The following is an 11,027-nucleotide window of genomic DNA, read 5'->3' as shown; positions in this document are numbered from 1 at the left end:
CCCACCGAGTCGCGCTCCAGGTTCAGCGCCAGCGCGAAGGTATTGTTGGGCAACTCGATCATTTCGCCCTGCATCACATCGGCCAAGCCGTGGATGCGCACGATGCCGTCGGACACCGAGGTCACGGTGCCTTCGTTACGCGCTTCGGCGGCGAGCTTGACCTTCTCGATGCGGGTCTTGATCAGTTCGCTGATTTCGGACGGGTTGAGCGTGGTGGTGGCCATCTTGGTTTCCTGTAGAGCGGGCTTGCAACCCGCCGTTTACGTTTCGATGTGGAAGCGGCGGGTCACGACCCGCCCTATCAATTCAATTTGCCAAAGCCGCTTGCAAACGACCCAGCTTGCCTTTCAACGAACCATCGATGACAACATCGCCGGCGTCGATCACTGCGCCACCGATCAAACTGGCATCGACTGCGGTCTCGACTTCAACCTCACGGCCGAAGCGACGTTTCAGCGCGGCCGTGATCGTGTCCAGCTCGGCCTGCGGCAGAACCACCGCCGAGGTGACCTTGGCCTTCACCGTACGTTCTGCTTCAAAGCGCAGCGCATCGAACATGCCGGCGATTTCCGGCAATAGCGCCAGCCGGCGGTTGTCGAATAACAAGGCAAGAAAATCCGCTACCGATTCGCTGGCCCCTTCGGGTGCCAACAAGGTGACGGTGTCATTGCGGGTCAATTTGGGGTTACCCAATAGCCCGGCAACGTGCGGGTCAGCCGCAACGTGTGCGGCAAATGCCAAGGCATTCGACCACGCAGGCAGCACACCGGCATCGCGCGCGATCGCAAACGCCGCGCGGGCATAAGGACGGGCAAGGGTCAGGGCCTGACTCATCGTGGCCCCTTACAGCTGCGCAGCCAGATCGTCGATCAACGCTTTGTGGGCGTTGGCGTCGATTTCACGCTGGAGCAACTTCTCGGCACCCGACACCGCCAGCGCCGACACCTGCTTGCGCAGATCTTCCTTGGCACGGGTGGCGGCAGCTTCAATCTCGGCCTCCGCCAATGCCTTTTGACGATTACCTTCGGCAATCGCGTCGGCCTTGGCAGCGTCGATCAACTGGTTGGCGCGCTGATGGGCTTGCTCGATGATCTCATTGGCCTTGCCACGCGCGGCCTTGAGCTCTTCGGCAACCTTGTCCTGCGCCTGCGCCAAGTTTTTCTGGGCGTTGTCGGCGGCAGCAAGGCCTTCGGCGATTTTCTGCTGGCGCTCTTCGATCGCCTGCATCAGCGGCGGCCAAATGAACTTGACAGTGAACCAGATGAGGAACGCAAAACTAATCATCTGGCCCAGCAGGGTGATATTCGGATTCATGTCATGACCTGCGGATTGAACAAGTCCGTCTGCACGGACTTCTCAAGGCTGCGCCACGGCGACATGCCGCGGCGCGTTGTTGCCACTGGCAGGCGGCGGCATCGCCACCGGCCAGCGTTGACTCAGCGCGATCAGGCGCCTGCGACAGCCTTGACGGCAGCCAGCAGCGGGTTGGCGAACGCGAACATCATCGCCACGCCCACGCCGATCAGGAACGCGGCATCGATCAGGCCGGCCAGCAGGAACATACGGCCTTGCAGCATCGGCACCAGTTCCGGCTGACGTGCAGCGGCTTCAAGGAACTTGCTGCCCATCACGCCAATGCCAAGGGCGGCGCCGAGCGCACCCAGGCCGACGATGATGCCAATAGCAATGGCGGTGAAGGCCTGAACGTTGGCGAGTGCTTCCATGGTGGATCTCCGGTTTACTTGCTTGCGGTGAAAAGAAAAGGGTGGGACAGGCAATGGTTAGAACGAAAACGGTGAAGCAAACTTAGTGATGCTCGTGCGCCATCGCCAGATAGACGACGGTGAGCACCATGAAGATGAAGGCTTGCAGCAGGATGATCAGGATGTGGAAGATCGCCCATACCGAGTTGAAAATCACGCCCGGGATGAAGGTGACCCACGAGGCGAACAGGCCTGCAATCAGCATGAACACCAGCTCGCCGGCGTACATATTGCCGAACAGCCGCATGCCCAGACTGACCGGCTTGGACAAGTATTCCACCAAGTTCAAGAACAGGTTGGGAATCGCCAGCACGATTTTGGCAACCATACCCTCGGCGTGGAACGGCGCGGTGAACAGCTCTTTGGTGAAGCCCCAACCGCCCTTGGCCTTGATCGAGTAATAAATGATCAGCAAGAACACGGTGATCGACATCGCAAACGTGGTGTTGACGTCCGCGGTGGGCACCCAACGCAGATAGGTGTGATGCATCACTTCGGTACCCGCCACCGCCTGCACGGCAGCACTGGGGATATCCAGCGGCAGCAAGTCCATGGTGTTCATAAACACCACCCACACAAAGATGGTCAGCGCCAACGGCGCAATGAAGCGACGATCACCATGGAAGGTGTCTTTGACTTGGGAATCGACAAATTCGACCACCAGCTCGACAAAGGCCTGACCCTTGCCCGGTACGCCCGAGGTGGCTTTGCGGGCGTAGTACCACAGCCACAGGCAGGACAGCAGACCCAGCGCCAGCGCCACGATCCACGAGTCCATATGAACAGTGCCAAACGCAAACTGCTTGGTGTTGTGGGTCAAATGGTGAACGATATAGCCGGTCAGGCCATCGCCACCTTCGCCACTTTCGGGTGCAAGCCCCATTGCTTCCAAGATCACGCGTTCATCCTCGTCGTACTACGCTGCGCCACGAATCTCATCGAAACCACAAATGCCGCCGCAGCAAGCGCCGCCCCGGCCAGCGCCGGCACCGCCGGCAGCCGCCACACCGCCATCGTCAAATACAAACCCACGATGACCACCAACCACTTTGCCGCCATTCCCAACAACAGGCGCCCTAGCGCCATGCCCGCACTCGCCAAACCACCCGAGAACGCCCCCCAAGCAGCCACCAAGCTCCCCAGTACCAGCGCACCGCCCCCGGCCAGCACCGCCAAGGCAATACGTGGCCCGCTGATCAAACAGACCGCAGAGGCCGCCAGCACAGCAATGGCTTGAAAGCCCACCACCCGCAGCGCCACTCGCCAGCCCGCGCCGGTGGAATTCAGCACGCGAACATTCCTAACAAAATCAAAAGGTTTGGCGCAATATCAGGGCGGTCAACACAAAACCGCCCCGCCAAGCCCCCAAATTATAGCAGGCGCTCTTTGTTCGCAGCAACCGCCAAAAGATTCGAATCGCGAGGGAACTCTTCCGGCTGGCCGCTGTCCCAATTCCCGCGTGCCCGTCCCTTCCTCGTCCGATTCCCGGCGGGCATGCTGAAGCCCCGGTCCATCCCCGACCGGGGCTTCCTTTTTTCGACATCAGCCCTTCTTTTTAGGGATGTACAGGTCGGTAATGCTGCCGTCGTACACCTCGGCCGCCATTCCCACCGATTCGCCCAAGGTCGGGTGCGGGTGGATGGTGTGACCGATGTCGTGGACTTCGCAGCCCATTTCAATCGCCAGCGCGACTTCGGAAATCAGCTCACCGGCGTGCACGCCGACAATGCCGCCACCGATCACGCGGTGGCTGTCTTCATCGAAAACGAGTTTGGTGAAGCCTTCGGTACGCGCCAAACCAATGGCACGCCCGGACGCCGCCCATGGGAACTTGCCAACGCCGACCTTCAAGCCCTTGGCCTTGGCTTCGGTTTCGGTCACACCCACCCAAGCGATTTCCGGGTCGGTGTAGGCCACGCTGGGAATGACCCGCGCCACCCATTCCTTCTTCTCGCCCGCTGCCACTTCCGCCGCCAGCTTGCCCTCGTGGGTGGCCTTGTGCGCCAGCATCGGCTGGCCGACCAAATCACCAATGGCGAAGATGTGCGGCACATTGGTGCGCATCTGTGCATCCACGGGAATCAGCCCGCGCTCGCCCACCGCGACACCGGCCTTGTCTGCATCCAGCTTGCCGCCGTTGGCGCTGCGTCCCACTGAGACCAGCACGCGGTCATACAGCTTGCCATCGGGGATGGATTCGCCTTCAAACGCACAGACAATCCCGTTTTTCTGCGCCTTGGCATCGACGACTTTCGTCTTCAGATGCACCGCCACGCCCTGCTTTTTCAGGCGATCCGCCAGCGGTTTGACAAGATCCGCGTCGGCACCCGGCATCAGCTGCGACATGAACTCGACCACGGTCACTTCCGCACCCAGCGCGCGGTACACCGTCGCCATTTCCAGCCCGATGATGCCGCCACCGACGACGAGGAGCTTCTTCGGCACCTCGGCCAGGTTCAGCGCGTCGGTGGAATCCATGATGCGCGGGTCGTCCCACGGGAACGCCGGCAGTTTCACCGGCTGGCTGCCCGCCGCGATGATGCAGTGGGCAAAGCGCAGCAGCTGGGTCTTGCCATCGCTGCCGGCGATTTCCAGCTCGTTGGCCGAGATAAATTTAGCCAAACCCTGCACCACCCGCACCTTGCGCTGCTTGGCCATGCCAGCCAAGCCCTTGGTGAGCTGGCCGACCACGTTGTCCTTGTAGCCACGCAATTTATCAATGCTGATCTTGGGCTTGCCGAAATCGACGCCGTAGTCGCTGGCGTGACTGGCTTGCTCGATCACATCCGCCGCGTGCAGCAGCGCCTTGGAGGGAATGCAGCCGACGTTGAGACAGACGCCGCCGAGGGTCGCATAACGCTCGATCAGGACGGTATCGAGGCCAAGGTCGGCGCTGCGGAACGCGGCGGTATAGCCGCCGGGGCCGGCACCGATGACGACCATCTGACATTCGATATCAGCCGGCTTGCCGGATGCGGCTTGAGGCGCTGGCTCTGAGCCCCTCTCCCCCCGGGAGAGGGGTTGGGGTGAGGGTCGGGATGGGGGAGAAGCTGGCGGTGCTGGCATCTCGACTTTCGCACCCTCACCCCCGGCCCCTCTCCCGGAGGGAGAGGGGAGCACAGCGTCAATCACCGCGATCACTGCACCTTCCGACACGCTATCGCCCAGCTTCACCTTCAGCGCCTTGATCACGCCATCGGCCACCGCCGGCACTTCCATCGTGGCTTTGTCCGACTCCAGCGTCACTAGGCCCTGGTCTTTTTTCACGCTATCGCCAACCGCCACCAACAACTCGATCACCGGCACGCCGTCGTGGCTGCCGATATCGGGCACCTTGCTTTCGATGTCTGCCATGCGCCTTCTCCTTACAGCATGGCCCGACGCAAGTCGGCCAGCAGTTGTCCCAGATAGCTAGTGAAACGTGCGGCAGCCGCGCCGTCGATCACCCGGTGGTCATAGCTCAACGACAACGGCAGCATGAGGCGTGGCTTGAACTTCTCGCCATTCCACACCGGCTTAATTTCAGACTTGGACACGCCAAGGATTGCCACTTCCGGCGCATTGATGATCGGGGTGAACTTGGTGCCACCAATCCCGCCCAGCGAACTGATGGTGAAGCAGCCACCCTGCATCTGTTCGGGCTTGAGTTTGCCGTCGCGCGCCAATGCGGCCAGCTCGCCCATCTCGCGGGCGATTTGCGCCACGCCTTTTTGATCGGCATCGCGCAGCACCGGCACCACCAAACCATTCGGCGTATCGGCGGCGAAGCCGATGTGGAAATACTGCTTAAGGATAAGGTTGTCGCCATCCAGCGAGGCATTGAAGGTGGGGTATTTCTGCAACACCGCCACGCACGCCTTGATCAAGAAGGCGAGCATGGTCAGCTTGCTGCCCTTGCCTGCCGCAATCGCTTTTGCATTCTCGTTGTTGAAGCTCACGCGCAGGTCTTCCAGCGCAGTGATATCGGCTTCGTCGAACTGGGTGACGTGCGGAATCATCGCCCAATTGCGCGCAAGATTGGCGCCGGAAATTTTCTGGATCCGCGACAGCGGCTTGCTTTCGATGCCACCAAATTTGGCGAAATCCACCTTCGGCCACGGCAGTAGATTCAAGCCATTGCCACCACCACTGGCAGGGGCCGCAGCCGCCACCGCGCCACCGGCCAGCGCCGCCTTGACGAAGCTTTGCACGTCCTCTTTGCCAATCCGGCCGCCGCGTGCGGAGCCTGTGACCTGGGCCAAATCCACACCCAATTCGCGCGCAAACAGGCGCACCGCCGGGCTGGCATACGGCACTTTATTGGGTAGCACTGCATCGGCGTCAAACCGCATCGGCGGGATGCCAGACTGGCCCGGCTCGGCGATGGGCGCGCGTGCAGGCACTGGTGCGCCACTTTCCACGACCGCTGGCGCGGGTGCCGCTGCCGTGGCGGGCTTGGCCGGTGCGGCAGCCGGCACAGGATCGACGGGCGCGGCAACTGCCGCAGGCGCAGCAGCGGCGCTGGTGGTGACCTCGATGATCGCCACCAGCGCACCTTCCGACACGGTATCGCCCAGTTTGACCTTGAGTTCTTTGATGATGCCGGCAAACGGTGCGGGCACTTCCATGGTCGCCTTATCCGACTCCAAGGTCACCAAACCTTGATCTTGGGTCACGCTATCGCCGGGTTTGACCAAAATTTCGATAACAGGGACATCGCCATGTCCACCGATATCGGGGACGCGGGCTTCCTTCAATTCGGCCATGGCCGGGCTCCGGGGATCTACTGGGAAGCCGCCACGTTGCCATATTCCGATGACAGGAACAAACACCACTTCGCGAAATTTTATATTTAATCCGGGTTTTTATTTTTTTTTGCGCGTATTCAAACGAAATGCTGTGAAATAGCGCGGAAAATCCTTATATATACCCGGGTTAATTATGGGTGCTCGGCTTCAAAATGTACTTTTGCTTTTTCGCGATGCAGCAAATACAGGCCGCTGCCAATGATGATGGCGGCCCCCAGCCACGTCACGCCATCCGGCAATACACCCCACAGCGCCAGATCCAGCGCCACACCCCAGACCAGTGCGGAATATTCCAGCGGCGCAATCAGCGAGGCCTCACCATGGCGGAAGGCCTCGGTAATGGCGTATTGGCCCAGCGTGCCCACCACGCCAATGCCGGCCACGATCCATGTATGCTCGGCCTGCAATGGCTGCCAGCCGGGCCACGCCAAACTGCCCGCCCCCAGCGCCATCAAGGCCAAGAGCCAGACCACCATGGCCTGATTGGAATCCGTGCGCGCCAGCACCCGCACGGTGATCGCCGACACCGCATACCCCACCGCCGCCAACAACACCGCCAACCCGGCCAAGGACATCATCCCGGCGCCGGTCGGCCGCAGCACCACCAACACGCCCAGCAACCCAACGACAATTGCCGCCCACCGCCGTGGGCCCACCTGTTCGCCCAGGATCGGGACCGATAGCGCAGTGATCAGCAACGGGGCAACAAAGAAGATCGAATAGGCGGTGGACAGTGGCAGCCGCTTCAGCGCATACACAAAGCTGGCCATCATGCCCACGCCCAGCACCCCGCGCAGCAGATGCAAGGGCCAACGCACCCGCAGCAGCGGCCGCCATCCCTGCGTGAACAACGCCCACACCAGCACCAACGGCAGCGAGGCCACCCCGCGCAATGTCGCCACTTGGAACGGCAGGTAATGCGCCGACAGCAATTTCAAGCCGGCATCCATCAACGCAAACAGGCCCACCGCCGCCAGCATCAGCCAAACGGCGCGGGAATGGGGTGCATGGTTGGGCTCGGTCATGCCGTCAGCATGCGGTACCCTTCCGGTTTCGTCACCCCTGTCCAATGCCATGCCTTCCTTCGACATCATTTCTGAAGTAGATACCCACGAGCTCACCAATGCGGTGGATCAAGCCAGCCGCGAGCTGACCACGCGCTTTGACTTCAAAGGCGTGGATGCCAAATTCCTGCGCGAGGACAACGTCATCACCCAGTCCGCGCCCAGTGATTTCCAATTGCAGCAGATGACCGACATCCTGCGTGCACGCTTGATTGCGCGAAAAATCGACGTGCGTTGCCTGGAGTTTGGCGACATCGACACCAACCTTGCCGGCGCACGCCAGAAGATCACCGTGAAGCAAGGCATCGAACGCGAATTGGCGAAGAAAATCCAGGCCGCGCTCAAGGACGCCAAACTGAAAGTCGATTCGCAAATCAATGGCGACAAGCTACGCGTGACCGGCAAGAAGCGCGACGACTTGCAGGCGGCGATGGCGCTGCTGCGAGGGCAGGAATTTGAGCTGCCGTTGCAGTTCGACAACTTCCGCGATTGAGCATGCACATCGCCGCCACACCGACAGACGCACAGGTCGAAGCAGACATCCGCCGCTGGCTGGAGCGGGCGGTGATCGGGCTGAATCTATGCCCATTTGCCAAAGCGGTGTACGCCAAAGCGCAGGTACGCATTGTGATCAGCGATGCCAGCACGGCATCCGCCTTGCTGGAGCAATTGGGCGAAGAACTCGTCCTGCTGCGCGACACCCCAGCTACGCAAACCGACACTACGTTATTGGTGCATCCGCAGGTGCTGGGCGATTTTCTGGATTACAACGATTTTCTCGACGCTGCCGATGGCTTGGTGGACGCCTTGCAGCTTGAAGGCGTGCTGCAAGTGGCAAGTTTTCACCCCGATTATCAGTTCGCCGGCACCGCACCGGACGATGCCGAAAACCTGACCAATCGCGCGCCCTACCCGTGTTTGCATCTGCTGCGCGAAGACAGCGTGGCACGTGCGGTCGCGGCCTATCCGGAGCCGGATAGCATCATCGAGCGCAATATCAAGACGATGCAGGCATTGGGTGCGGAAGGGTTTGCCGCCTTGCTAAACAAATAGCGCGGTGCGCTCCGCATCACCCAGCATCCGCCATTCGCCCTGCGCTAGCGCGCCCAAGGTCAAACCACCGATGCGTTCACGGTGCAACGCGGCCACATGGTTGCCCACCGCCGCGAACATCCGTCGCACCTGATGGTAGCGGCCTTCATGCAGGGTCAAGCGGGCGGTGCGGGCATCCACCACGTCCAATTCGGCGGGCAGTAGCGGAGTTTTTTCGCCTTCCAGCAGCAATCTGCCACTGGCAAATAGCGCCGCCTCATCACCACGCAGATCTTCGGCCAACTGCGCCAGATACACCTTCGGCAATTTGGATTTGGGGGAAATAATGCGGTGCAATAACTGCCCGTCGTCGGTCAGCAGCAGCAGGCCGGAGGTCTCGCGATCCAAGCGCCCCACCGTGGACAACACGGGGCTGCGCAGGCTGTAACGCGGCGGGAATAAGTCGTACACGATGCGCCCGGTGTCTTTGCTTGAACAGGTGACACCGGTGGGCTTGTTGAGCAACAACAACATGCCCGGTGGCGGGTCTAGCGGCGCACCATCAAGACGCACGCTGTCGTGCAGCACCGGGTCATCGGCATACAACACCTCGCCATCGGCATCGGTGATGCGGCCTTCGCGAAAGAGCCACTGCACATCTTTACGGCTGCCATAGCCCAAATTGGCGATGTGCTTGAGCAGCTTCATGCCTTCACCGCTTCGACAATTTTGAAGCCGCCTTGTTGCGCCACTGTGCGCACCTGCGCAAACCCGCTGCCCAGTGCTTCTTCATAGGGAAGATGGCGATTGGCGACCAGCCACAAGCGCCCACCTGCGCGCAGCGCGGTGCTGGCAGCGGCGATAAACGCACGCCCGATATCCGGACGATCGCCACGCCCCAGCGCATGGAACGGCGGGTTGCAGACGATGGCATCAAACCGCCCGGCCACACCGGCGGCCACGTCTTGCCAGTGATACGTCACCGGTACCTTGGCATCGGCCAAATTACACTGCGCCAAGGCCAGCGCGCGCGCATCGGCCTCGAACACATCCAGCGCAGTAACCTGCGGGCAACGCCCCAACACTTGCTGCGACAAATACCCCCAGCCCGCACCAAAATCCGCCACCCGCCCTTGCAAATTGCTCGGCAAGGCTTCGACCAAGAGCCGTGATGCGGCATCGATGCGATCCCATGCAAACACCCCCGGGCGGGTGTGAAAACTTCCAGCGGGCACATCTGCACAGGCTTGCACACGCGGGGCATCCAGCCGTGCCCATTGCGCAATCACGTCGGTGTTCAGCGTTGCATTGGCCGCCGTCCAAAACACCCGACAGTGAAATTTACTGAGCGTGCTCACCGTTGTGGCGAGTTGCTTCAATTCGGTCTCGCGGGTTTTGGCACCCTCGTCATTGCTCACCGCCACCACCACCACGCCGCCCGGTGCCACCGCTTTGCACGCAGTTGCCAGCAGCGCGCGCGCTTCTTCACGCTGGCGCGGCGGCAATACTAAAACCAGCGGGAACGCTGCCGCTGGCAGCGTGTCTTCGTCGAGGATGTCGATGCCCGCACGCTGCAAGCGATCGACTTCCGGCTTGAACGGCTGGGTGGCGATGAAATGTCGCCCATGGCCACCGGCCCCGGCGCGCGCGCGCAGAAACAAGGCAGCCTCCGGCCAGTGCAGCAAGCCTTGGGCGAACGGGTACAGCAGGGCGTCTAGGGCGGTATCGCGATGGGCAGCATTCATCCGTGCAGTTTAACGGGCCGCCTCAAACAAGTGGCCGCAGATGCCCGCCAACCCGCTGCCGCAATACGCCAGAGCCCCAATTGAGCAGCAGACAGCCCAGCGCAAGCCCACACCACCCGGCCGCAGCGCTACCGCCCGGCAGACTACCTGCCAGCGCCGCCGCCCAGCCGCGCCCATACCACGCGGTGACCACCGCCGTGCCCGCCGCGAAGACCAGCACCAACCCGCGCAATAGATACTGCTCTAGCCGCATATTGGTGGCTGCCTGCGCTTGCACCTGCGCCGCCAGCCGCGCCGCAAAATCCGCAGGCAGGTGTACCGCTGGCGCATGGCGCAAGGCTTGGGCGATACGCAGCTCTACCGGGTCGGCATCCACATCGCCACGCCGCGCCTTTTCTTGCGCTTGCCAACGTCGTTCGTCGATGTGTTGCTGATCTGAATGTTGTGGATGCTGATGCGTGTTCATGCGGCGACTCCGATGCGCGGGGCCAGTAATTCGCGCAGTTTGTTGCGGCTACGAAACAAGTGACTTTTGATCGTCCCCTCGGCCAAGCCGGTGATGGTGGCGATCTCGCCAATCGACAACTCTTCCAGATGGTACAGCGTCAACAACAGGCGTTGCTGCGGCGATAAGCG

General features: G+C 61.4%; 14 protein-coding genes and 1 pseudogene. 2 read left to right on the top strand and 13 right to left on the bottom strand.

The features are described 5' to 3' along the window. From PK789_RS10720 to PK789_RS10680, 9 genes and pseudogenes are all read right to left on the bottom strand, one after another. Positions 1–224 (bottom strand): annotated as a pseudogene (locus tag PK789_RS10720) (F0F1 ATP synthase subunit alpha); the annotation flags it as partial. 82 nt (positions 225–306) lie between these two features. Next, complete coding sequence (locus PK789_RS10715) at positions 307–834, bottom strand: F0F1 ATP synthase subunit delta (RefSeq protein ID WP_324308744.1); 528 nt, start codon at positions 832–834, stop codon at positions 307–309. Positions 835–843: 9 nt separating this feature from the next. Then, positions 844–1,314 (bottom strand): F0F1 ATP synthase subunit B, encoded by a 471-nt coding sequence (locus tag PK789_RS10710; protein WP_324308742.1) that lies wholly within the window; start codon positions 1,312–1,314, stop codon positions 844–846. A gap of 131 nt (positions 1,315–1,445) precedes the next feature. Next, positions 1,446–1,724, bottom strand: coding sequence for a F0F1 ATP synthase subunit C (gene atpE / locus PK789_RS10705; RefSeq protein WP_324308740.1), 279 nt, complete (start codon positions 1,722–1,724; stop codon positions 1,446–1,448). Positions 1,725–1,806: 82 nt separating this feature from the next. Beyond that, on the bottom strand, positions 1,807–2,646 hold the full coding sequence (gene atpB / locus PK789_RS10700; RefSeq protein ID WP_324308749.1) for a F0F1 ATP synthase subunit A: 840 nt from the start codon (positions 2,644–2,646) through the stop codon (positions 1,807–1,809). 11 nt (positions 2,647–2,657) lie between these two features. Further along, positions 2,658–3,053 (bottom strand): hypothetical protein, encoded by a 396-nt coding sequence (locus PK789_RS10695; RefSeq protein WP_324308738.1) that lies wholly within the window; start codon positions 3,051–3,053, stop codon positions 2,658–2,660. Between the two features lie 252 nt (positions 3,054–3,305). Then, entirely contained in the window at positions 3,306–5,117 is a 1,812-nt protein-coding gene (gene lpdA, locus PK789_RS10690; protein WP_324308736.1) for a dihydrolipoyl dehydrogenase, read from the bottom strand. Between the two features lie 11 nt (positions 5,118–5,128). After that, a complete protein-coding gene (gene aceF, locus PK789_RS10685) occupies positions 5,129–6,508 on the bottom strand; it encodes a dihydrolipoyllysine-residue acetyltransferase (protein ID WP_324308734.1) in 1,380 nt (459 codons plus the stop codon). Between the two features lie 173 nt (positions 6,509–6,681). Further along, a complete protein-coding gene (locus tag PK789_RS10680; protein ID WP_324308732.1) occupies positions 6,682–7,575 on the bottom strand; it encodes a DMT family transporter in 894 nt (297 codons plus the stop codon). 49 nt (positions 7,576–7,624) lie between these two features. Here PK789_RS10680 and PK789_RS10675 point away from each other — a divergent pair, with 49 nt between their 5' ends. Continuing rightward, positions 7,625–8,107: a YajQ family cyclic di-GMP-binding protein gene (locus PK789_RS10675; RefSeq protein WP_223626166.1), complete on the top strand. Its 483-nt coding sequence runs from the start codon at positions 7,625–7,627 to the stop codon at positions 8,105–8,107. 8 nt (positions 8,108–8,115) lie between these two features. Then, positions 8,116–8,667, top strand: a complete 552-nt coding sequence (locus PK789_RS10670) for a DUF1415 domain-containing protein (RefSeq protein WP_324308748.1) — start codon at positions 8,116–8,118, stop codon at positions 8,665–8,667. Here the strand turns inward: PK789_RS10670 and PK789_RS10665 are convergent. The 4 genes from PK789_RS10665 to PK789_RS10650 form a co-directional block, all read right to left on the bottom strand. After that, positions 8,656–9,354 carry a pseudouridine synthase gene (locus PK789_RS10665; RefSeq protein ID WP_324308730.1) on the bottom strand — a complete coding sequence of 233 codons (699 nt, stop codon included), beginning with the start codon at positions 9,352–9,354 and terminating at the stop codon, positions 8,656–8,658. The genes PK789_RS10670 and PK789_RS10665 overlap by 12 nt on opposite strands. After that, positions 9,351–10,391 carry a class I SAM-dependent methyltransferase gene (locus PK789_RS10660; protein ID WP_324308729.1) on the bottom strand — a complete coding sequence of 347 codons (1,041 nt, stop codon included), beginning with the start codon at positions 10,389–10,391 and terminating at the stop codon, positions 9,351–9,353. The genes PK789_RS10665 and PK789_RS10660 overlap by 4 nt, the downstream gene beginning before the upstream one ends. 22 nt (positions 10,392–10,413) lie before the next feature. Then, positions 10,414–10,857, bottom strand: a complete 444-nt coding sequence (locus tag PK789_RS10655; RefSeq protein ID WP_324308728.1) for a hypothetical protein — start codon at positions 10,855–10,857, stop codon at positions 10,414–10,416. Continuing rightward, positions 10,854–11,027: RNA polymerase sigma factor (locus PK789_RS10650; RefSeq protein ID WP_324308746.1), on the bottom strand; the 174-nt coding region annotated here is incomplete at its 5' end. The genes PK789_RS10655 and PK789_RS10650, both read right to left, overlap by 4 nt.

Source organism: Thermomonas sp. (genome assembly GCF_035369645.1).
Classification (GTDB): Bacteria; Pseudomonadota; Gammaproteobacteria; order Xanthomonadales; family Xanthomonadaceae; genus Thermomonas.
This window is presented reverse-complemented; position numbering and strand designations above follow the sequence as displayed.

What these genes read in the sequence shown, in the direction of transcription:
- PK789_RS10715 (WP_324308744.1), bottom strand. Translation starts at nt 834, where the DNA reads ATGAGTCAGGCCCTGACCCTTGCCCGTCCTTATGCCCGCGCGGCGTTT.
- PK789_RS10710 (WP_324308742.1), bottom strand. Translation starts at nt 1,314, where the DNA reads ATGAATCCGAATATCACCCTGCTGGGCCAGATGATTAGTTTTGCGTTC.
- atpE (WP_324308740.1), bottom strand. Translation starts at nt 1,724, where the DNA reads ATGGAAGCACTCGCCAACGTTCAGGCCTTCACCGCCATTGCTATTGGC.
- atpB (WP_324308749.1), bottom strand. Translation starts at nt 2,646, where the DNA reads ATGGGGCTTGCACCCGAAAGTGGCGAAGGTGGCGATGGCCTGACCGGC.
- lpdA (WP_324308736.1), bottom strand. Translation starts at nt 5,117, where the DNA reads ATGGCAGACATCGAAAGCAAGGTGCCCGATATCGGCAGCCACGACGGC.
- aceF (WP_324308734.1), bottom strand. Translation starts at nt 6,508, where the DNA reads ATGGCCGAATTGAAGGAAGCCCGCGTCCCCGATATCGGTGGACATGGC.
- PK789_RS10680 (WP_324308732.1), bottom strand. Translation starts at nt 7,575, where the DNA reads ATGACCGAGCCCAACCATGCACCCCATTCCCGCGCCGTTTGGCTGATG.
- PK789_RS10675 (WP_223626166.1), top strand. Translation starts at nt 7,625, where the DNA reads ATGCCTTCCTTCGACATCATTTCTGAAGTAGATACCCACGAGCTCACC.
- PK789_RS10665 (WP_324308730.1), bottom strand. Translation starts at nt 9,354, where the DNA reads ATGAAGCTGCTCAAGCACATCGCCAATTTGGGCTATGGCAGCCGTAAA.
- PK789_RS10660 (WP_324308729.1), bottom strand. Translation starts at nt 10,391, where the DNA reads ATGAATGCTGCCCATCGCGATACCGCCCTAGACGCCCTGCTGTACCCG.
- PK789_RS10655 (WP_324308728.1), bottom strand. Translation starts at nt 10,857, where the DNA reads ATGAACACGCATCAGCATCCACAACATTCAGATCAGCAACACATCGAC.